The sequence below is a fragment of the Candidatus Dormiibacterota bacterium genome (assembly GCA_036495095.1).
GTDB lineage: Bacteria > Chloroflexota > Dormibacteria > Aeolococcales > Aeolococcaceae > CF-96.
Genome location: DASXNK010000209.1, coordinates 1 through 20,696, shown reverse-complemented (window position 1 = coordinate 20,696; position 20,696 = coordinate 1). Strand labels below are relative to the sequence as shown.

At 73.8% G+C, this 20,696-nt stretch carries 22 protein-coding genes; 4 read left to right on the top strand and 18 right to left on the bottom strand.

Annotation, left to right across the window (positions count from 1 at the left end; genetic code table 11):
* Window positions 1–76 precede the first annotated feature (76 nt).
* Window positions 77–1,534 carry a proline--tRNA ligase gene (gene proS, locus VGL20_21595; protein HEY2706285.1) on the bottom strand — a complete coding sequence of 486 codons (1,458 nt, stop codon included), beginning with the start codon at window positions 1,532–1,534 and terminating at the stop codon, window positions 77–79.
* A gap of 65 nt (window positions 1,535–1,599) precedes the next feature.
* On the opposite strand from proS, the gene VGL20_21590 reads away from it, so the two are divergent.
* Entirely contained in the window at window positions 1,600–1,959 is a 360-nt protein-coding gene (locus VGL20_21590; protein HEY2706284.1) for a plastocyanin/azurin family copper-binding protein, read from the top strand.
* Window position 1,960: 1 nt separating this feature from the next.
* Window positions 1,961–2,401, top strand: a complete 441-nt coding sequence (locus VGL20_21585; protein HEY2706283.1) for a hypothetical protein — start codon at window positions 1,961–1,963, stop codon at window positions 2,399–2,401.
* Between the two features lie 15 nt (window positions 2,402–2,416).
* Here the strand turns inward: VGL20_21585 and ispG are convergent, their stop codons facing one another.
* From ispG to VGL20_21515, 14 genes are all read right to left on the bottom strand, one after another.
* Window positions 2,417–3,595, bottom strand: coding sequence for a flavodoxin-dependent (E)-4-hydroxy-3-methylbut-2-enyl-diphosphate synthase (gene ispG / locus VGL20_21580; protein ID HEY2706282.1), 1,179 nt, complete (start codon window positions 3,593–3,595; stop codon window positions 2,417–2,419).
* Window positions 3,592–4,902 carry a site-2 protease family protein gene (locus tag VGL20_21575; protein ID HEY2706281.1) on the bottom strand — a complete coding sequence of 437 codons (1,311 nt, stop codon included), beginning with the start codon at window positions 4,900–4,902 and terminating at the stop codon, window positions 3,592–3,594. The genes ispG and VGL20_21575 overlap by 4 nt, the downstream gene beginning before the upstream one ends.
* The gene (gene dxr, locus VGL20_21570) at window positions 4,899–6,074 is read right to left on the bottom strand and encodes a 1-deoxy-D-xylulose-5-phosphate reductoisomerase (protein HEY2706280.1); all 1,176 of its coding nucleotides are present in this window, start codon (window positions 6,072–6,074) and stop codon (window positions 4,899–4,901) included. Before dxr ends, VGL20_21575 begins: the two co-directional genes overlap by 4 nt.
* Before the next feature lie 18 nt (window positions 6,075–6,092).
* Window positions 6,093–6,908, bottom strand: a complete 816-nt coding sequence (locus tag VGL20_21565; GenBank protein HEY2706279.1) for a phosphatidate cytidylyltransferase — start codon at window positions 6,906–6,908, stop codon at window positions 6,093–6,095.
* Window positions 6,905–7,690: an isoprenyl transferase gene (locus tag VGL20_21560; protein HEY2706278.1), complete on the bottom strand. Its 786-nt coding sequence runs from the start codon at window positions 7,688–7,690 to the stop codon at window positions 6,905–6,907. Before VGL20_21560 ends, VGL20_21565 begins: the two co-directional genes overlap by 4 nt.
* Before the next feature lie 5 nt (window positions 7,691–7,695).
* Window positions 7,696–8,250, bottom strand: coding sequence for a ribosome recycling factor (frr, locus tag VGL20_21555; protein ID HEY2706277.1), 555 nt, complete (start codon window positions 8,248–8,250; stop codon window positions 7,696–7,698).
* 36 nt (window positions 8,251–8,286) lie between these two features.
* Window positions 8,287–9,057, bottom strand: a complete 771-nt coding sequence (pyrH, locus tag VGL20_21550) for a UMP kinase (GenBank protein ID HEY2706276.1) — start codon at window positions 9,055–9,057, stop codon at window positions 8,287–8,289.
* A 32-nt stretch (window positions 9,058–9,089) separates the two neighbouring features.
* The gene (gene tsf / locus VGL20_21545; protein ID HEY2706275.1) at window positions 9,090–9,773 is read right to left on the bottom strand and encodes a translation elongation factor Ts; all 684 of its coding nucleotides are present in this window, start codon (window positions 9,771–9,773) and stop codon (window positions 9,090–9,092) included.
* Entirely contained in the window at window positions 9,774–10,607 is an 834-nt protein-coding gene (rpsB, locus tag VGL20_21540) for a 30S ribosomal protein S2 (protein ID HEY2706274.1), read from the bottom strand. It abuts the gene before it with no gap.
* Window positions 10,608–10,818: 211 nt separating this feature from the next.
* A complete protein-coding gene (hslU, locus tag VGL20_21535) occupies window positions 10,819–12,600 on the bottom strand; it encodes an ATP-dependent protease ATPase subunit HslU (GenBank protein HEY2706273.1) in 1,782 nt (593 codons plus the stop codon).
* Entirely contained in the window at window positions 12,597–13,199 is a 603-nt protein-coding gene (gene hslV, locus VGL20_21530; protein ID HEY2706272.1) for an ATP-dependent protease subunit HslV, read from the bottom strand. Before hslV ends, hslU begins: the two co-directional genes overlap by 4 nt.
* A 2-nt stretch (window positions 13,200–13,201) precedes the next feature.
* Window positions 13,202–15,787: a type I DNA topoisomerase gene (gene topA, locus VGL20_21525; GenBank protein ID HEY2706271.1), complete on the bottom strand. Its 2,586-nt coding sequence runs from the start codon at window positions 15,785–15,787 to the stop codon at window positions 13,202–13,204.
* Between the two features lie 95 nt (window positions 15,788–15,882).
* Window positions 15,883–16,764 carry a DNA-processing protein DprA gene (gene dprA / locus VGL20_21520; GenBank protein ID HEY2706270.1) on the bottom strand — a complete coding sequence of 294 codons (882 nt, stop codon included), beginning with the start codon at window positions 16,762–16,764 and terminating at the stop codon, window positions 15,883–15,885.
* On the bottom strand, window positions 16,761–18,272 hold the full coding sequence (locus VGL20_21515; GenBank protein HEY2706269.1) for a YifB family Mg chelatase-like AAA ATPase: 1,512 nt from the start codon (window positions 18,270–18,272) through the stop codon (window positions 16,761–16,763). The genes dprA and VGL20_21515 overlap by 4 nt, the downstream gene beginning before the upstream one ends.
* 152 nt (window positions 18,273–18,424) lie before the next feature.
* Between VGL20_21515 and VGL20_21510 the strand changes: the two genes are divergently transcribed.
* A complete protein-coding gene (locus VGL20_21510) occupies window positions 18,425–19,057 on the top strand; it encodes a hypothetical protein (GenBank protein ID HEY2706268.1) in 633 nt (210 codons plus the stop codon).
* Here VGL20_21510 and VGL20_21505 read toward each other — a convergent pair.
* Window positions 19,006–19,254: a DUF2277 domain-containing protein gene (locus VGL20_21505; protein ID HEY2706267.1), complete on the bottom strand. Its 249-nt coding sequence runs from the start codon at window positions 19,252–19,254 to the stop codon at window positions 19,006–19,008. The two genes, VGL20_21510 and VGL20_21505, sit on opposite strands and share 52 nt — an antisense overlap.
* 114 nt (window positions 19,255–19,368) lie before the next feature.
* On the opposite strand from VGL20_21505, the gene VGL20_21500 reads away from it, so the two are divergent.
* Window positions 19,369–19,983: a hypothetical protein gene (locus VGL20_21500; protein ID HEY2706266.1), complete on the top strand. Its 615-nt coding sequence runs from the start codon at window positions 19,369–19,371 to the stop codon at window positions 19,981–19,983.
* On the opposite strand, the gene VGL20_21495 is transcribed toward VGL20_21500, so the two are convergent.
* Together VGL20_21495 and VGL20_21490 are read right to left on the bottom strand one after the other, a co-directional pair.
* Entirely contained in the window at window positions 19,973–20,398 is a 426-nt protein-coding gene (locus VGL20_21495) for a YraN family protein (GenBank protein HEY2706265.1), read from the bottom strand. The two genes, VGL20_21500 and VGL20_21495, sit on opposite strands and share 11 nt — an antisense overlap.
* The coding region (locus VGL20_21490) for a 50S ribosomal protein L19 (GenBank protein HEY2706264.1) at window positions 20,388–20,696 on the bottom strand (309 nt) is incomplete at its 5' end. The genes VGL20_21495 and VGL20_21490, both read right to left, overlap by 11 nt.

The window sequence follows — 20,696 nt, the reverse complement described above, 5'->3', positions numbered from 1 at the left end:
CCGTCATCCCCTCCCTCGCGTGGGCAGATGGAACGGACGGACGGGCCCGGCGGTTTCGGACCGGTCGGTAGCCTGGTCAGTACGCGCGGGCGATGACCGCGATGTGCTCCGCGGGGGTGGCGCAGGCCAGGCAGGGGCGCCCCTCGCCGGAGCGGTCGGATCGGAGGCAGCGCACCGTGACCGCGTGGACCGCCGCCTTCACCGCGGCCTCGCACTCGGGCCGGTCGCAGAAGGGGGCGTTGGCGAAGACCGGGCCCTCCTCGAAGGCGGCGCGCAGCTCGTCGAGGCTGGACACCTCCCGGCTGCGCTCCTCGAGCAGCCGCTGGGCACGCTCGCGGAGCGCCTGCTGGGCCTCGTCGAGGAGGCCGGGCAGCCTCTCCCCCACCTCGGCGAGGGGCACCCGCTGCTCGACGCCGTCGAGCCTGCGCATCACGCTCACCGAGCCATCGGCGAGGTCGCGGCTGCCCACCACGATCCGCAGCGGCACTCCGCGCAGCTCCCAGTGGGCGTACTTCTCGCCGGGACGGATGCCCTCGCGGCGATCGACCCTCAGCCGCACCCGGCCGGCGGCCCCCTGCTCGAGCCGGGCGCAGGCGGCGCGGACCGCCTCGGTGCCCTCGGGGTCGTTGCTGCGCTCGATCGGCACCACCACGACCTGCACGGGGGCCACCCTCGGGGGCAGCACCAGGCCGCGGTCGTCGCCGTGGGCCATGATCACCGCCCCGATGATCCGGGTCGACAGCCCCCAGGAGGTCTGGAAGGGGTGCTGCACGGTGTTGTCGCGACCGGTGTAGGTGATGTTGTAGGCGCGGGTGAAGTTCTGCCCGAGGTGGTGCGACGTGCCCGCCTGCAGCGCCAGGCCGTCGGACATGATCGCCTCGATGGACATCGTGTAGTCGGCGCCGGCGAACTTCTCCGACCGGGTCTTGCGCCCGGGGACGACGGCGAGCGCCAGCCAGTCCTCGGCGAGGGTGCGGTAGCAGCCGAGCATCGTCTCGACCTCCTCCGCGGCCTCGTCCGAGGTCTCGTGGAAGGTGTGTCCCTCCTGCCACCAGAACTCGGTGGTGCGCAGGAACAGCCGGGTGCGCTTCTCCCACCGGACCACGTTGGCCCACTGGTTCACCAGCACCGGCAGGTCGCGCCAGGAGTGGATCCAGTCGGCGTAGAGGGTGCAGATGATGGTCTCGCTGGTGGGCCTGACCGCGAGCCGCTCCTCCAGCTTCTTCTGCCCCCCGTGGGTGACCCAGGCCACCTCGGGGGCGAAGCCCTCGACGTGCTCCGCCTCCTTGGTCAGCAGCGACTCGGGGATGAACAGCGGGAACTGCATGTTCTCGTGCCCGGTCGCCTTGATCATCGCGTCGAGGGCGTCGCGGATGTTCTCCCACAGCCCCCAGCCGTAGGGGCGCACCACCATGCAGCCGCCCACCGGGGTGTAGTCGGCGAGCTCGGCGCGGCGGACCACGTCGACGTACCAGCGGTCGAAGTCCTCGCTCTTGGGGGTGATCGCCTTGGGGTCGCGGGTGGTTGCGGGCATCGGCCGGGAGTATAGGCGGCGGTGCTTTCTGATCCGCGGCGCTCCCGGGCCCCGTAGACCCAGGCATGAACCCTCGAACCCTCCTCCTGCTCTCCGCCGCCGGCCTCGCCGGGGCCGCGCTCGCCGGCTGTGGCGGCGCCTCCTCCGCCGGCACCCCGGCCGCAAGCTCGACCGGCGGCGGCGCGGTCGCGATCAGGAACTTCGCCTTCGCTCCGACGCCGATCACGGTGAGCAGGGGCGCCAGGGTCACCTGGACCAACCGGGACCCGTCGGTCCACACCGCCACCGCCGTGGACAGGTCGTTCGACACCGGCAACATCGGCGCGGGCCAGAGCGTGAGCCACACCTTCGACACCCCGGGCACCTTCGCCTACCGCTGCTCCATCCACCAGTACATGACCGGCTCGATCGTGGTGACCGGCTGAGGTGGGCGGCACCGCCCGTCGCCGCCTGCTGCTGGGCTGGCCGCGGGGCCTGGTCCGGAGGAGCCTGACCGGCGGCGCCCGCCTGGTCGGAGCCGGTCTCCTGGTCGGGATCGGCCTCGTCCACCTGGTGCTGGCGCCCCTGTACTTCGGCGCCGCCGCCCACGTGGGGGTGCTCTTCTACCTCACCTGCGCGGCGGCGTGGACCACCGCCGTGGCGGTCGTCGCCGGGGTGCGGGGCGCCTGGCTCGCCGGCGGGCTGATCGCCGCCGGCGCCCTGGCGGCGCTGGTCGCCTCCGTGACCGTGGGCCTGCCTGGGTTCACCGACAGCCTGTCCGCCCCCTGGGCGATGCTGTCGCTGCTGCTCGAGGGCGCCTTCGTCGCCGTCTACGCGGCGCTGGCGGTGCTCCGGCGCAACCCGCTGCTCGAGCCCGCCCGGCGCTGACGGCGCCGCCGGTCGTCAGTCCCCCCGGACCACGCTCAGCGGCGTCAGCGGCGCCTCCCCCAGGCCCACCGGGAGCGGCTTCCCCTCGGCGAGCAGCCGGGCGTCCTCGTCGGCGATCGCCACGAGGCGCTCCACCAGGGCGTTGATGAGCTCCGCCTCCGGCAGCGTCGCCACCACCCGCCCGGACATGAACAGCGCCCCCTTCTGCCGGCCGCCGGCGATGCCGATGTCGGCGTGCATGCCCTCGCCGGGGCCGTTGACCACGCAGCCCATCACCGAGACGGTCAGCGGCCGGCGGACCCGGCGCAGGGCCTCGTCGACCCGGGCCACCATCGGGTTCATGTCGATCTCCAGCCGTCCACAGGTGGGGCAGGCGATCAGGTTGGGGCCGCTCGGGGTCTCCTCCAGGCTGGCGAGGATCTGCTTCGCGACCCGCACCTCCTCCTCGGGGTCGCCGACCAGCGAGACCCGGATGGTGTCTCCGATGCCCTCGGCGAGGAGGATGCCGATGCCCATCGCCGACTTGACGCTGCCCGACAGGACCGGCCCGGCCTCGGTGAGGCCGAGATGCAGCGGGTAGCCATTGCCGAGGGCGGCGAAGCGGCGGTTGGCGGCGAGGTTGGTGGGCACGTCGCTGGCCTTCAGCGAGACCTTGACCATCGACGGCCCGACGCCGTGCTCCTCGAGGATGCGGATGTGGTGGAGGGCGGCCTCGACCATCCGCTCGGCGGTCTCGTCGATGGTCGAGCCGCGACCGCGGTCGAGCGCCTTGCGCTGGGGGATGCTCCCCGAGTTCACGCCGATGCGGATGGGCACGCCCCGCGCCCTCGCCTCGGCGGCGATGTCGCGGACCTTCGTCGGGTCGGAGATATTGCCCGGGTTGAGGCGCAGGCACTGCACCCCCGCCTCCAGGGCGAGCAGCGCCAGCGGGGCGTCGTAGTGGATGTCGGCGACGATCGGCACCGGCGATCCGGCGACGATCTCGCGCAGCGCGGCGGCCGCGTCGCGGGTGTCGCAGGTGACCCGGACGATGTCCGCGCCGGCGGCGGCGGCGCGCTCGATCTGGGCGAGGGTGCCCCGGACGTCCTCGGTCTGGGTCTTGGTCATCGTCTGCACCGAGACCGGCGCGGCACCGCCGATCACCACCGGGCCGACCCGGACGGGGACGGTGCGACGCCGGTTGGCGGGGATCACTGACTCCCCCGGATGTCGTGCTGGATGGTCACGAAGACGACGAAGCCGAGGATGAGCATCAGCCCCGCATAGTGGAAGGCCATCTCCAGCTGGGGCCGCACCCGGCGGCGGCGCAGCGCCTCCAGGGCGATGAAGACGAAGCGGCCGCCGTCGAGGAACGGCACCGGCAGGAGGTTGACGACCCCGAGGTTCACGCTCAGCAGCGCCATCCAGCCGATCAGGTCCCGCCAGCCGTCCTGGGCGACGACGCTGGTCGCCTTGATGATGCCGACAGGGCCGCTGACGCCATTGGGGCCGACCAGCCCGCCGGTGTTCGGGGTGGTGACCAGAGAGTAGATGCCGGTGAAGATGCTGCTGACCTGGCGCGGCACCTCCGTCACCCCGTAGGCCACGGCGGAGGGCAGCGAGCGGCCCTGGGCGCCGGCACTGACCCCGAGCTTCCAGGATGCGACCGCGCTTCCCGGCGTGTACGCGGCGCCGTCGGTGACGTTGGAGACCACCGCGTCGTTGAAGCGCTGGCTGGGCGCCCCGAGCACGTGGCCGCTGATGTGCACCGGGCGCCCGCCGCCCAGCACGGCGGCGGGATCGCCGGTCAGCGCCGGGGACGACCCCTGATGCACCGGCCTGCCGTCGACACTCTCCACCACCAGCGGTCCCGGGGGCGGTGCCGTGGCCGTGGTCCCGCCGGCGTCGGCGGACACCCGCCCGTTGTTGAGGACGAGCAGCGGGGGCACCACGACGGTGCGCTCGCGGCCCTGCTGGTCGCGATAGGTGACCGTGATCGGACGCCCCTGGCTGCTGGTCGTGGCGGCGCGCACCGTGTCGGTGGCGCGCTGCGGGTCGTGGGGGTCGACGGCGGCACCGCCCACCCGGAGCAGCGCCTCGTCGCCGCTCACCCCCGCGGCGGCGAGCGGGCTGTCGGGCTCCACCACGCCCGGCGTCGACGGCATCGACACCAGGGCGAAGAGGACGGCGGCGAGGAGCAGGTTGAAGACCCCGCCGGCGAGGATGGTCGCCGCCTTGCGCGGGATGGTGGCGCGGTAGAAGTTGCGCTGCCCGGCGTCGGCCTCACCCTCGATCCCCATCATCCCGGCCATCCGGACGAACCCGCCGGCGGGGATCAGCCGGATCGAGTAGAGGGTCTCGCCGACGGTGCGCCCGTAGACCTTGGGGCCGAAGCCGATCGCGAACTCGTCGACGCGGATCCCCGACCACTTGGCGAGGAGGTAGTGGCCGAGCTCGTGGATGGTGATGATCACGAAGAGCACGAGGAGGATGGCGGGGATGGTCTGCCAGCCGAAGCTCATGAGCGTCCTCCGGTGGCCGTGGCGCAGGCCCGGCCCACCTCCTCGCGCGCCCAGGTGTCGAGGGCGACGAGCTCGTCGAGCGACGGCGACGCCGGCGCGGGAGCGGAGTCGAGGGTGCGCTCGACCAGCGGCACGATCTCGTCGAAGCGGCAACCCCCGGCGAGGAAGGCGGCCACCGCGGCCTCGTTGGCGGCGTTCAGGACGCAGGGGGCGGCGCCCCCGGCCTCGCCGGCGCGCCGGGCCAGGCCCACGGCGGGGAAGCGCCGCGGATCGACCTCCTGGAACTCCAGCGGCGAGGCCGCGGCCAGGTCGACCGGGGCGCAGACGCCCTCCAGCCGGCGGCCGCCGCTCAGCGCCAGGGCGATGGGCACGCGCATGTCCGGCAGGCCGAGCTGGGCGAGGGTGGCCCCGTCCCAGAACTCGACGCAGGAGTGCACGACGCTCGGCGGGTGGATCACGACGTCGATGCGCGCGTACGGCATGTCGAAGAGGAAGTGTGCCTCGATGATCTCCAGCCCCTTGTTCATCATGGTCGCGGAGTCGACGGTGATCTTCGGCCCCATCGACCAGTTGGGGTGGCGCAGCGCCTCCTCGACCGTGACCGTCGCCATGGTCTCGAGCGGACGCTGGCGGAAGGGCCCGCCGCTGGCGGTGAGCACCAGCCGCCGGACGGCGGCGGGGTCCTCGCCGCGAAGGCACTGCCAGAGCGCACTGTGCTCGCTGTCGACGGGGATGATCGTGGCCCCACCGGCGGCCGCCCGGGCGCGCACCAGCTCGCCCGCCATCACCAGCACCTCCTTGGTGGCGGTGGCGACGTCGGTGCCGGCATCGAGGGCGGCGAGGGTGGGGCGCAGGGCCGCGGCGCCGCTGATGCCGACGCAGACGACGTCGGCCTCGAGCGCCGCGATCTCGCAGGCCGCCTCCAGCCCGGTGGCGCAGCCCTCGGGCAGGACCGCCCCGGGGGCGGGGTTGACCACCGCGCTGCGGGCGACGCCGAAGCGGCGGACCACCGCGTCGAGGGCGGCGGCGTCGCTGCCGGCGACCACGCCGACCAGCTCGAAGCGATCGGGATGGGCGGCGACGATCTCGCAGGCCTGGCGGCCGATCGAGCCGGTGGCGCCGAGGAGGACGACGCGCCGCCGGGCGCGGTCGGGGACGTCGGGCTGCTGCAGGATGGCGCTCCAGTGGGCTCAGGGGAGGGCGAACGCGCGCAGGTAGCAATATACGACCGGCCCGAGCAGGACCAGGCTGTCCATGCGGTCGAGAAGGCCCCCGTGACCGGGCACCAGCCGCCCGCTGTCCTTGACCCCGGCGGCGCGCTTGAGCGCCGATTCGATCAGGTCGCCCCCCTGCGCGGCCACGCTGAGCAGCGCCCCCAGGGCGACGCCGTGGTACCAGGGAAGGCCGAGCAGCCAGGCGCCGGCGCCGGCGAAGAGGCCGACGGAGGCCGCCATCGAGGCGAGCGCCCCCTCGACCGTCTTCCCCGGCGAGATCCGCGGCGCCAGCTTGTGGCGCCCGAGCGCGCTGCCCGCGAAGAGCGCGGCGATGTCGCCGGCCATCGCCGCGGCCAGGGTGGTGCCGACGATGCGCAGCCCGTGGTGGTCGCCCGGGCTCAGGTGCCAGCCGAGCACCGCGAGGTAGTAGCCGAGCGAGAGCCCCAGCCACAGCGCCCCGGCCACCGCCAGCGCCCAGGCCACGAAGCCGGACCCCTCCACGAGCAGGCTCCCGAGCAGCCCGGCGACCACCGCCACCCCCAGGCCCCACTCCAGCGCCGGGACCTGCTCGGGGAGCAGGAAGCGGTAGAGCAGCCACCCCGCCAGCGGATAGAGCACCCAGGCGGGGGGCCGGACCCCGCCCGCCGCCTCGGCCAGCCCGGCGTACTCGAACAGCCCGACGGCGGTGGCCAGCCCGGCGACGACGTAGATCGGCGCCCCGCCCTCCCAGAGGGCCGCCGCCAGGACCGCGGCGAGGACGACGGCGCTGGCGACCCGCGCCCCCAGCCTCACCCCCCGTGGGACGCCGCCGGCGCCACCTCGTCGGGCGGCTCCGGGGGCGCCGGGACGGCGCCGAAGCGGCGCTCGCGCTCGGCGAAGGCGCGGAGCGCGTTCTGCAGGTCCTCCCTGCCGAAGTCGGGCCAGAGCGTCTCGGTGATGTAGAGCTCGGCGTAGGCGGCCTGCCAGAGCAGGAAGTTGCTGATCCGGAGCTCGCCCGCGGTGCGCACGATGAGGTCGGGGTCGGGCAGACCGGCGGTGTACAGCGAGCGGGCCAGGTCGGCCTCCTCGAGCTGCCGCAGGTCGGCGCCGCTCTCGGCGAGGTCGCGCACCGCGTCGACGATCTCGCTGCGCCCGCCGTAGTTGATGGCGACGTTGAGGATGTTGCTGGAGTTGTGCGCGGTGCGGGCCTCAGCCTGCTCGATCTTCGCGCGCAGCCGGTCGCCCAGCTCCTCGCGGCGGCCGAGGATGCGCAGCTGGATGCCCTCGGCGTCGAGCTCGTCGATCTCGCGGTCGATGGTCTCCGAGAAGAGCCGCATCAGCGCCGCCACCTCGGTGCGCGGCCGCGACCAGTTCTCGGTGCTGAAGGCGTAGAGGGTGAGGATGTGGACGCCGAGGCGGTTGCACTCCTCGGTGACCGGGCGGATGGTTCCGACCCCGGCGCGGTGCCCGGCGATCCGCGGAAGCCGGCGGCGGCGCGCCCAGCGACCGTTGCCGTCCATGATGATCGCGACGTGGCGCGGCAGCTCCGGCCGGGAGGGCGGCGGGACGGCGGAGGGACGGGGCGGTCGCTGCATCCGGGTCACACCTCGAGGATATCCACCTCCTTGCGGCGGGCGATCTCCTCCACACGTGCGATGTAGCGGTCGGTGATCTTCTGGATCTGCGCCAGTCCGCGGTCGATCTCGTCGACGCCCGCCTCACCCTCCTTCTCCATCCGGCGCACGTGGTCGACCTCGTCGCGGCGGATGTTGCGGATGGACACGCGCGCGTCCTCGGCGTGGCGCCTGACGAGCTTCACGAAGTCCTTGCGGCGCTCCTCGGTGAGGGCCGGAACGGGGATGCGGATGAGCTGGCCGTCGTTGCCCGGGTTGAGCCCGAGCTCGCTCTTCTGGATGGCCTTCTCGATCGCGACGATCGCGCCGCGGTCGTAGGGCTGGATCACCAGCAGCCGTGCCTCCGGCGCGGTGATCGAGGCGAGGCTCTGCAGTGGAGTCGGGGAGCCGTAGTAGTCGACCAGGAGCCGGTCGATGAGGGCGGGTGTGGCGCGCCCGGTGCGGATGCCCTGGAGCTCCTTCTGCAGCGCCTCGAGGCTCTTCTCCATGCGAACCTCGGCGTCCTTCAGCCAGTCGTCGATCATCACCGCCACTCCTACGATTCCTCCGGCTGCGCCTCAGCGAGCGTCCGTGAAGCCACCGTCGTCCACGAGCGTGCCGATGTCCTCGCCGAGGATCACCCGCTCGATGCTCCGTTCCGCCATCAGGTCGAAGACGACGATGGGCGTGCGGTTGTCCATGCACAGGGTCAGCGCGGTGTTGTCCATGACCTCGAGCCCGCGGTTGAGCACCTCGAGGTAACTGAGGTGGGGCAGGCGCTCCGCGTCGGGGTACTTGTGCGGGTCGGCGGTGTAGATGCCGTCGACCTTGGTGGCCTTGAGCACCACCTCGGCGCCGATCTCCGCGGCGCGCAGCGCCGCGGTGGTGTCGGTGGTGAAGAAGGGATTGCCGGTGCCCGCGCCCATGATCACCACGCGTCCCTTCTCGAGATGGCGGATCGCCCGGCCCCGGATGTACGGCTCGGCGACCTGGTGCATCTCGATCGCGGTCTGCACCCGGCAGTCGAGCCCGCGCCGCTCCAGCGCGTCGCGCAGCGCCAGGGCGTTGATCATGGTCGCCAGCATCCCCATGTAGTCGCCGGTGACCCGGTCGACGCCCTGGGAGCTCACCTCCAGGCCGCGGACGATGTTGCCGCCGCCGACCACGATGGCGACCTCGACGTGGTGGTTGGCGACCACCTGCTCCACCTGCTTGGCCATGAACCCGAGGGTGGCCGCGTCGATGCCGTACTGCGAGCCGCCCATCAGCGCCTCGCCGCTCAGCTTCACCACCACGCGCCGCCAGCGCGGGGTCGGGCCCTCCTCGCCGGCGGCCGGTGGCTCGGTCAACTCGGCGACACCGCCGGCACCGGATTCGGCGCTCAGGACTCGGACGGCGCGACGGCGCCGTTCCCACCGGCCTCGGCGCCCTGACCGCCCTCGGCGACCTCGCCGACCTCGAAGCGGGCGAAGCGGGCGATGCTGACCTTCTCACCGAGCTTGGCGGTGGCCTCGGTGACCAGCTCGCCGACCTTCTTCTTCCGCTTCTCGTCCTTCACCCAGACCTGGTCGACGAGGCAGACCTCGCCGTAGAAGGCCTCGAGCTTGCCGTCGACGATCTTCTCGATGATGTTGTCCGGCTTGCCGGCGACCTGGGCGCGGTAGATCGCCTTCTCACGCTCGACGATGTCGGCGGGAACCTCCTCCCGGCGCACCCAGCGCGGCCGGGCACCGACCACCTGGAGGGCGAGCTCGCGGGCGAGCGCCTTGAAGTCGTCGGTCCTGGCGACGAAGTCGGACTCGCAGTTGAGCTCGAGCAGCGCGCCCTGCTTGGGGGCGGCGCCCCCGGGGCTGTGCAGATACGCCTCGACGATGCCCTCGTTGGCGGTGCGGTCCGACTTCCCTGCGGCGCGGGCCATGCCCTTCTCGCGGAGCTTGTCCTTCGCCTTCTCGATGTCGCCGCCGGTGTCGGCGAGGGCGCGCTTGCAGTCCATCATCCCCGCGCCGGTCATCTCGCGAAGCTGCTTGACCAGGGCGGCGGTGATCTCCGTCCCGTTCTCGGCCACCTACGCCTCCTCCGTGCCTGCGGTCGCGCCCGCCATCTCGGCCTCCTGGCCGGCGACGTTGGCCGCCGCCGCCTCGGCACGCGCCGCCGCCGCCGCGGCCTCGGCGGCCGCCTCCTCGGCGGCCTGGCGCTCGCGCATCTCGCGCTCGCCGAGCATCTGCTGGCCGTCGACGATGGCGTCGACCAGCAGCCCGGTGATCAGCCGCACCGCGCGGATGGCGTCGTCGTTGCCGGGGATCACGTGCTGGATCTGCTCGGGGTCGACATTGCTGTCCGCGATCGCGATCACCGGGATGTGCAGCTTGTTCGCCTCGGTGACCGCCAGCCGCTCCTTGCGGCAGTCGACCACGAAGAGGGCTCCGGGGAGACGCTTCATCCCCGCCATGCCGCCGAAGTTGCGCTCCAGGCGGTCGAGCTCGTCCTGGTTGACGTTCGCCTCCTTGGCGCCCATCCGCTCGAAGTCGCCACGCTCATGGGCGGCGCGGAGGTCGGCGAGGTTGCGGAGGCGGCGCTGGATGACCCCGAAGTTGGTGAGCATGCCGCCCATCCACCGGTGGGTCACGTAGAACTGCCCGCTGCGCTTGCAGCCTTCCTCGATGGTGTCCTGGGCCTGCTTCTTGGTGCCCACGAACAGGATCTTCTCGCCGCCGGCGACCAGGTCGCGGGCGAACTCACAGGCCTCGTCCAGCATCGCCTGGGTCTGCTGCAGGTCGATGATGTGAATGCCGTTGCGCGCCGCGAAGATGTACGGGCGCATCTTGGGATTCCACCGGCTCGTCTGGTGACCGAAGTGGACTCCGGCCTCCAGGAGCTGGCGCAGGGTTGCGACAGGCACGGTGCCTTCTCCTCCAGATTGGGGGTTGTTGCCTCCCCCCGGCGTCCAGTGCCGGCATACCCGATCGGCACTGATCGGGCACCCTCGCCGGCGACCACCGGGGGTGTGTGATGGGCGCAGTGTACCCACTGGAGACGCATTCGACGCTGGGGGCGGCTTGCCGGCGAGATCGGCTTCGTCGTGAAGGGCCTGCGACGACGTCGCTCCACCCTTACAGCACGTAGCGCCGCAGATCCTCGTTCCTGACCAGGTCGCCCAGCCTGGCCCGGACCATGGCGGCGTCGACCGTGACTGTCTGGCCGGCGAACTCGTCGGCGCGGAAGGAGACGTCCTCCAGCACCTTCTCGAGGATGGTGAAGAGCCGGCGGGCGCCGATGTTCTCGTCCTGCTGGTTCACCTGGGCGGCCTGGTGGGCGAGCTCCTGGAGGCCGTCGGCGCTGAACTCGAGGGTGACCCCCTCGGTGCCGAGCAGGGCGGTGTACTGCTTGGTCAGGGAGTTGCTGGGCTCGACCAGGATCCGCGCAAGGTCGGCCTCGTTGAGCGGCTTCAGCTCGACGCGGATCGGGAAGCGGCCCTGGAACTCGGGGATCAGGTCGCTCGGCCGGGACATGGTGAAGGCGCCGGCGGCGATGAAGAGGATGTGGTCGGTGTGGACGGCGCCGTATCGGGTGTGCACCGTCGAGCCCTCGAGCACCGGGAGGAGGTCGCGCTGGACCCCCTCACCGCTGACGTCGGGGCCGTGCTCCGAGCCCTGGCCGGCGATCTTGTCGACCTCGTCGATGAAGACGATGCCGCTGTCCTCGACCGAGCGGATGGCCTCGTCGTAGACCCGGTCCATGTCGATGAGGCGATCGGTCTCCTCGTCGACGAGGGCGGTCCGCGCGTCGGCGACGGTCATCCGCTTCATCCGCTTGCGGGGCGGGGCGAGCTGGGAGAGGAAGTCGGCGAGGGTCGCGCCCATGTCCTCGAAGCCGGCGCCGGAGACGTTCTCGACCATCGGCTGGTACGGCTCCTCCACCTCGATCTCGACCACCCGGTCCTCGAGCTGGCGGGCGCGCAGCCGCTGGCGCAGGCGGCGGCGCTGCAGCCGGCGGCGGCGGCGCGCGGTCTCTCCGTCCGGGCCGGTCTCGCCGTCGGGCGCCGCCTCGCCGTCGCCGTCGCCGTCGCCGGCGGCCGGAGCCGGGGCCTCGGGAGCGACCCCGGTCTCGGTGGCAGCCCCGGCCTCGATGGCGGCCCCTGCCTCGGTGGCGGCCCCGGCCGCGGCCTCGACCTCGGCGGCCGGCGGAGCCGGCGGTGCGGTCGGGGTGCCGGTGGCGGGCCTGGCGCGGGTGCCCCTGCCGGACTTGGTGCCCTCCAGGGCCTCGCGGGCGTCGGCGTCGAGGAGGGCGTCGAGGATGCGCTCCTCTGCGGTGTCCCGGGCGCTGCCCTCGACCTCGGCGACGCGGTCGTTGTGGACCTCGGTGATGGTCTGCTCGAGCAGGTCGCGGATGATCGCCTCGACGTCACGGCCGACGTAGCCCACCTCGGTGAACTTGGTCGCCTCCACCTTGATGAAGGGGGAGCGGGTGAGCCGGGCGAGCCGGCGGGCGATCTCCGTCTTCCCCACCCCGGTGGGGCCGATCATCAGGATGTTCTTGGGGATCACCTCCGCGCGCATCGCCTCGGGGAGGCGCTGGCGGCGCAGGCGATTGCGGAGGGCGACGGCGACGGCGCGCTTGGCGCTGTCCTGGCCGATGATGAACTCGTCGAGGCGGCTGACGATCTGCGCCGGGCGCAGCTCGTCGACGCCGGGTGGGGTCTCCGCGGCCGGCTCGGCCGCGGCGGCGTCACCGCCCGGGGTGGTGGGCGCAGGCGTGCCGGCGGGCGCGACGCCCCCGGGCAGATTCGTGTCGGCGGGCTCGGCGCCCTCGCGCTCGCCACGGGCGGCGGGGGTCAGGGGTGCCTCTCCGTCGGGAACGTGGGCGGGGGCGCCACCGGGGCGGGTGTCGCTCATGGAAGGCTCTCCGCAGCCGTCTTCTCGCCGGCGGTGCCCGCGGGGGCCTCGTCGATGGTGTCGAGGGTCTGCACGGTGATGTGGTCGTTGGTGTAGATGCAGAGGCTGGCCGCGATCTCCAGGGCGCGCCGGGCCACCTCGGGGGCGGTCAGCTCGGTGTTCTGCACCAGCGCGCGGGCCGCGGCGTGGGCGTACGGCCCGCCGCTGCCGATGGCGGCGACGTCGTCGTCTGGCTCGATGATCTCACCATCGCCGCTCAGCAGGAGCAGCTGAGAGGAGTTGGCGACCAGCAGCATCGCCTCGAGGTGGCGCAGGTAGCGGTCGGTGCGCCACTCCCGGCTGAGCCCGACGGCGGCGCGCAGGAGGTTGCCCTGGTGCTTCTCGAGCTGCTGCTCGAACTTGTCGAACAGGGTGAACGCGTCGGCGACAGCGCCGGCGAAGCCCACGATGATCTCGTCGTGGAAGAGCCGCCGCACCTTGCCGGCGCGGTGCTTCATCACGACGTCGCCGACGGTCACCTGACCGTCGCCGGCGATGGCCACCTGGCCTCCCCGCTTGACCGCCACGATGGTGGTCGCATGCGGCCGCGCAGCGCTCATGCTCACCCGGCGGCGGAGCGTGCCGCCGTGGCCTTGGGCGGTCGGTATTTGCAGTTCGGGTAGCCGGAGCAGCTCACGAACGGGCCGAAGCGGCCCTGGCGGCGGACCAGGGGACGCTCGCAGTCGGGGCAGGCGCCGAGCTCGGGGTCGAGCACCACCGGCGCGACCGGTGCCGCGGCCGCGGGAGCGGCGCCGTCGCCCGAGGTGCCGTTGGCGGGCACTCCATCGGGGGGGGCGTCGCCCTTGATGTGACGGCACTTCGGGTATCCGGAGCAGCCCACGAAGGGTCCTCGCCGGCCCATCCGGGTGACCAGCGGCTTGCCGCAGTCGGGGCAGTTCTCGCCGGTCGGCTGGGCCGCGGGACGGCCGCCCTGCTCGCCGCTCGCGCGCGGCTGGATGTACTTGCAGTCGGGGTAGTTGGAGCACCCCACGAACGGCCCGCGTCGGCCGCTCTTGCGGGCCAGTCGCTTCCCGCACTCCGGGCAGGCGCCGAGCTCCTCGGGGGCCGCGTCGCCCTCGGCGCCGGCGGGCTTGGCCGCCTCGTCGCGCAGGTACTTGCAGTCGGGATAGCCGGAGCAGCCGGTGAACGGCCCGCGCTTGCCCTGGCGCACCACCAGCGGACGCCCGCAGTCGGGGCAGGGCTCGCCGGTGGGCTCGGGCGCGGGCCCGTCCTTCTTGATGTACTTGCACTCGGGGTAGCGGGAGCAGCCCACGAACTCGCCGAAGCGGCCCTCGCGGACCACCAGCCGGCCCTCCTCGCACTCCGGGCACTCCTCGCCGGTGTCCTTGGTGGGGATCCTCACCCGCTCGAGGTTGTTCTCGGCCTTCTCCAGGGTGTCGGCGAAGGGCGTGTACCATTCGCGGATCGTCGCCTCGAAGCCGGCGTGCCCGTCCTCGACCCCGTCGAGCCGCTTCTCCAGGTCGGCGGTGAAGGTGACGTCGACGATCGCGGGGAACTGGCTGCGGAGCACGCCGTCGACGGTCTTGCCGAGCTCGGTGGGATGCAGCCGCCGCTCCTCCTGGCGCACGTACTTGCGCTCCTGGATGACGTCGACCGTGGGCGCATAGGTGGAGGGCCGGCCGATGCCGCGCTCCTCCATCTCCTTGATCAGCGAGGCCTCGGTGTAGCGGGGGGGCGGCTGGGTGACGTGGCCCTCGCGGGTCAGCTGCTGCAGCGCCAGCAGGGCGCCCTCGACGAGCGCCGGGAGGCTCCGATCCTTCTGGTCGTCGTCGCGGCGCAGCACCCGGGTGAAGCCGTCGAAGCGGAGCACCGACCCGTTGGCGCGGAAGACGTAGTCGCCCGCGTTGATGTCGACGCGGGTGGTGTCGAACTTCGCCGGGGCCATCTGGCTGGCCACGAAGCGGCGCCAGATCAGGTCGTAGAGCTTGAGCTGGGGAGCGGTCAGGTGGGTCGCGACCGAGTCCGGGGTGCGCTCGGGGTCGGTGGGACGGATCGCCTCGTGCGCGTCCTGGGCGGCCACCGCCGGCGCCTTGGCCTTCGACACCCTGGGGGTGCCCCGGCCCACGTACTGCTTCCCGTAGGCCGACTCGATGTGGGCGTGGGCGGCGGCACGTGCGCTGTCGCTGATCCGCGTCGAGTCGGTGCGCATGTAGGTGATCAGGCCGACCGGGCCCTCGCTGCCCAGCTCGATCCCCTCGTAGAGACCCTGGGCGATCTGCATGCTCTTCTTCGGCGCCATCCGCAGCCGGGTGCTGGCGTCCTGCTGCATCGTGCTGGTGGTGTAGGGATTGGGCGCCGATCGCGTGGACTCGCGGGCGGTGACCTTGGCGACCTCGAAGGGCGGCACACCGGCACCGGGTTGGCCCTCCGCGTCGACGCCGAGGGCGGCCAGCACCTTCAGCGCCGCCGCCTCGTCGGGCAGGCGGAGCTTGGTGTCCCCAGGGTCGGCGGCCTTGCCGGAGACCTCCTCCTCCTCCCCCTCGGCCAGGGTGGCGTCGCCGCGCTGGGCGTAGAGCCGGGCGATGACGGTTGCCCCCTGGTCGGTGGCCAGCTGGGCCTCCACCGTCCACCACTCCTCGGGGACGAAGGCGTCGATCTCGTTCTCGCGGTCGACGACCAGCCGCACCGCGACCGACTGCACCCGCCCGGCGCTCAGTCCGGTGCGCACCTTCTTCCAGAGGAAGGGGCTGAGCTGGTAGCCGACCAGGCGGTCGATGACCCGGCGCGCCTCCTGGGCGGCGACCAGGTCACGGTCGATCAGGCGGGGGGCGAGCAGCGCCGCCTCGACCGCCGCGCGGGTGATCTCGTGGAAGACCACGCGCTGAGGGTCCTTGAGGCGGAGCGCCTCGGCGAGGTGCCAGGCGATGGCCTCGCCCTCGCGATCGGGGTCGGAGGCGAGGATCACCTCGATGGCGCCCTTGGCCGCGGCGCGCAGCTCCTTGATCTGCGCCTCCTTGGTGACCTCGTACTGGGGCGCGAATCCCTTCTCGAGGTCGACGCCGAGCTTCGACTTCGGCAGGTCGCGGACGTGCCCCATCGACGCCTTGATGGTGTAGCCGGAGCCGAGGAACTTGCCGAGGGTGCGCGCCTTGCTCGGTGACTCGACGATGATGAGGCGGTTGGCCATGCCCTGCAGTCTCTCCGCGGTCGCTGCCAGTCAAACTCGCCGGCCGCGGCGTGCGGCCGATCATAGCAGCGGTCTCGCGACCGCCCGGATGCCCCTCACCGGCCGCCGACCCGGCTGACCCCACCCCCGGGGAGGCTGCGGACCCACCCCCCGAGCTCCAGGGCGCAGAGGCGGACGGCGATCTCGGCGGCCCCGGCACGGGTCGCCTCGGCGAGCTGGTCGGGGTGCACCGGGTCGCTGCCCACCAGTTCGAGGAGGGCGCGCAGGACCGGGTCGTCGGGGGGCGCGGCGGGGCCTGTCGCCAGCCGCCGCGGGCTCGCCAGGGGCAGCTCCGGGAGCGCCCCGGCGAGGTCCTCGAGCTCGAGCAGGGGAGTCGCGCCGACCCGGATCAGCCGGTTGGTGCCGCGACTCTGCGCGCTGCGGACCGACCCCGGGACGGCCAGGACCTCCCGCCCCAGGTCGGCGGCGTGGCGGGCGGTGCTCAGCGCCCCGCTGCGCTCGCCCGCCTCCACCACCACCACGCCGAGGGCGAGGGCGGCGATCAGCCGGTTGCGACGCGGGAAACGCCAGGCGACCGGCCCGGTGCCCGGAGGGTCCTCGGAGATCACCGCGCCGGCGCCGCAGACCGCCTCCAGCAGCCGCTCGTGGCCGGGCGGATAGCAGAGGTCGACGCCACAGCCGAGCACGGCGAGGGTGGGACCGCCCGCCTCGAGGGCGCCGCGATGGGCGGCGGCGTCGATGCCCCGGGCCAGCCCGCTGATCACCAGCACCCCGGCGGTGGCGAGCTCGCGTCCCAGCTCGCGCGCCACCTCCAGGCCGGTCAGGGTGGCCGCCCGCGCCCCGACCACCGCGACCGCGGCGGCGGGGGGCGGCCAGAGCGTGCCCCGCACCCAGAGCTCCGCGGGGGGGGTGGCGAGGTGCTCGAGCGGGACCGGCCAGCCGGGGCCGCCGCGCGCCACCCGCCGGCAGCCGTTCACGCCCCCGCCTCGCCGCGATGGCGAAGCGCCTCGGCCACCGCATCCTCCCCCACCCGGTCCTCGCCGGCGAGGTCGGCCACGGTGCGGGCCACCCGGAGCACGCGGTGGAAGCCACGGGCGCTGAGCCCCAGCCGCTCGCCGGCGGCGGCGAGCAGCCGGGTGGCGGCGCCGGTCGGCCGCGCCGCCCGGAGCAGGCGGCGGGCGTCGAGCAGCGCGTTGAGCGAGGCCCCCGCCGGCTCCTCGCGGTCGCGCTGCCGGCCGCGGGCCGCCTCCACCCGGCTGCGCGCCGCTGCCGAGGGCTCCTCCGGGGTGGCGTCGAAGAGCTGGCCGTAGGCCTGGCGCGGCACCCGGACGCCGAGGTCGATCCGGTCGCGCACCGGCCCGCTGAGCCGCGACCGGTACGCGGTCAGCGCTCGGGGCTCGCAGGAGCACAGCTGCGCCGGGTCCTCGTGGTGACCGCAGGGGCAGGGGTTGGCGGCGGCCACCAGGGTGATCGACGCGGGGAAGACGACCGCGCCCCGGACCCGGGCCACGGTGATGGTCCGCTCCTCCAGCGGCTGGCGGAGCGCCTCGAGGTGACCCCGGGAGAACTCGCAGAGCTCGTCGAGAAACAGCACGCCGCGATGGGCCAGGCTGATCTCGCCGGGCCGGGCGAGGCCGGCGCCGCCGCCGACCAGGCCGGCCCGCGAGATCGAATGGTGGGGGGCGCGGAAGGGCGGGCGCAGCGAGGCGGCGTGACGGTCGCGCAGCGCCCCGCGCAGCGAGTACACGGCCGCGACCTCGAGGCCCTCCTCCACGATCAGGTCGGGGAGCAGCGAGGCGAGGGCGCGGGCGAGCATCGTCTTGCCCGACCCCGGTGGGCCGACCATGAGCAGGTTGTGTCCCCCGGCGGCGGCGATCTCGAGGGCGCGCTTGGCGGTGGCCTGCCCGCGGATGTCGGCGAGGTCGACCCCGCCCGGGAGCGCGGGCGGGGCCGGCACGGGGGTCGCGAGCGGGAGCGGGGTGGTGCCGTCGAGGTGCTCGACGCAGGCGCGGAGCGAGGCCGGGGCGACCACCTCGAGGCCCTCGACCAGGCAGGCCTCGGCGGCGTTCCCCGGCGGCACCACCAGCCGGCGCACCCCGGCGGCGCGCAGGCAGCGGGCCATGGGGAGCACCCCGGCCACCGGGCGCAGCTCGCCGTCGAGGGCGAGCTCACCGAGCAGGGCGGTGCCCTCGAGGCGGAGCTCGCGGCCGCCGCAGCGAAGCACCGCGACCGCGATCGCCAGGTCGAAGCCGGTGCCCTCCTTGGGGAGCTCGGCGGGTGCGAGGTTGACGGTCAGCTTCCGGTTGGGAAAGTCGAGCCCCGAGTTGCCGACCGCCGCCTTCACCCGCACCCGCGCCTCCTGGATGGCCCGGTCGGTGAGGCCCACCACGGTGAAGCCGGGGAGCCCGTTGCTCAGATCGGCCTCGACCGTGACCGGCACTCCGGCGACGCCCTGGACGGCGCAGCAGGTGGCGCTCGCAGTCATACAGATGAGTATACAGCCTGGGAAGTGGTATCGCGCCCGCACAGGCCAGACGCAAGAAATCACGGGAATCCGTGATGTTCCGCGCCTCGGGGGCTGCCTACGCTGCTCCCCGGACCCGTGCCCACCGGCCCGGGTCCTGAAGGAGGAAGGTGATGACTCCGGCGATGGAGGGGGTGGGAAGGTGCGCGCACTGCGGCGCCCCGTGTCGCGACCGGGACGTCGCCGGGCTCTGGCACTGCGGCACCGAGCACCTGCTGCTGGCGCGGCTCGGGGTGCCGCCGATCTCCGGCGCGCCCACCGAGGGCGCCCCGCGGCGGCCGTCGCCCCCGCCCCAGACCTCCCGCTACGCCAGCCTCCGCGCCAGTCTCGCGCAGGAGGCGGTCAACCAGCGCCACGCCGCGGTGCTGCGCAGCGCCGCCCGCCGGATGCACCTGCTCCGCGGGCACCTCGAGGCCGGCCTCGACCTGCTCACCGGCGAGCGGCGGGAGGAGCGGGTGGTCCGCGCCGTGCTGGTCCACTCCGAGGTGCTGGAGGCGCTCGGCGAGATCCTCGCCACCCTCGGCGGCCAGCCCACCACGCCGGAGCCGGAGGCGGTGGCGGCGCTCGGCGCCGACGGCACCGCGCACCGCGCGCTCGCCCTGGTCCGCGAGCTCGAGGACGGGCTCGCCGCCGCCGGGACCGGGCGCCGCGACGCCCAGGCGCCGGCACGGCGGGCCGCGGTGGAGCTGGTCGGCTACGTGGGCTCGGAGCTGCGACGCTGCGGCCGGCGCCCGGAGGCGGCGTAGCCGGGGCGCAGGTCGACGAGCAGCTGCTGGGCGGCGGCGCCGACCGCCTCGACCGCGGCGTCGAAGGGCTCGCGGTTGGCGGCCGACGGGGCCCGGTAGCCGCTCACCTTGCGCACGAACTGGAGCGCGGCGGCGTGCACGTCGTCGGCGCTGGCGGGGGGCTCGATCCCGCGCAGCGTCTTGATGCTGCGGCACATGGAGCGTCCTCGGAGGGCGACCGGTGATCCGTCCATGATGGCGCGCGCGGGCTGTCCCGCGGCCCTCCGAGCGGGCGCTCACCCTGCCCACCGTCGAAACCGTAGAGTGACGCGATGCGCGGCGCCCCCCTCGCGGCGGTCACGGTCCTCGTGCTCTTCGGCGCCGCCTGCGGCGGCGGGCCGTCCACGGCGCAGAGCAGCCCCCCGCCGTCCACCGGGACGAGCTCGACCACCTCGCGGAGCACCACCGCCAGCGTCTCGTTCGGCACCCCGGTGCCGGCGACGCCGACCACCCGGGTGACGGCGCGCCCGACGACCTCGGCCACCCTCGCCGCCCGCACCCCGGCGCCGACCTGCACCCCTGGCGAGGTGGGCATCAGCACCACCACCGACCTCCCCCGATACGCGGCCGGCGCGGCCGTGACCGTGAAGGTGGTGGTGCGCAACCTCAGCGCCGGCGGCTGCCTCTTCAACGCCGCCGGCGACTTCGCCATCGAGCCCGATCCGTCAGGAGCCGCGGTCTACGCGGTGCACCTCGGCTGCCCCGCCGATGGTTGCCAGCCGCTGGCGCCGCGGGGCGGGACGCTCACCTATCCCGTTCCCTGGGACCAGAAGGGCAACGAGGACCCGTACAAGCTTCAACAGGTACCGCCCGGCCAGTACCACGCCAAGGCGTCGTTCCCCGGCTACCCGGTCTCCGCCTCGGCGCCGTTCACGATCACGCCGTAGATTCGTCACCCACGGCGTTGGGGATGTGCTGGCAGCGGGTGACCTGCAGCCGGTCGTCCAGGATGAGCCCGAGCACGTCGATGCGGCACTGCTGGCGCTGCCGCTTGGTGGCCAGGCGATAGGTCTCCATCAGGGTGCGGAGCTTCTGCTGCTTGCGGACGTCGACCGCCTCCTCGGGCAGGCCGAACCCGGTCCCGCGGCGGGCCTTGACCTCGATGAGGACCAGGGTCTCCCCGTCCTCCGCCACGATGTCGATCTGGCCGGCGCGCGCCCGCCAGTCCCGGGCGAGCACCGTCCAGCCCTGCTCGCGGACCCAGGCGAGGGCGGCGGACTCGCCCGCCTGTCCGACCCGGTCCTTGAGCGGGCGGCCGGGGGGGAGCGCGTCGGGGGCGGGGCGCTCCCGCCTACTCGTCAGCGTCCTCCTGCGCGCCGGCGCCGACCTGCTCGAGCTCAGGCTCCGGCTCCGGCTCCGCGACCGCGGGCGGCGGCGCCGCGGAGCTGGCCAGCGCCGCCGCGGCGGCTGCGGCGCGGGTCGAGCTGTTGCCGCCGATGGGCTCGCGGCGCTCGCGGATGCGGGCGCGCTTGCCGACCTTCTCGCGCAGGTAGTAGAGCTTGGCCCGGCGCACGTCACCGCGAGCGGCCAGCTCGATGCGCTCGATCTTGGGGGAATGCACCGGGAACATCCGCTCCACGCCCACACCGAAAGACTGCTT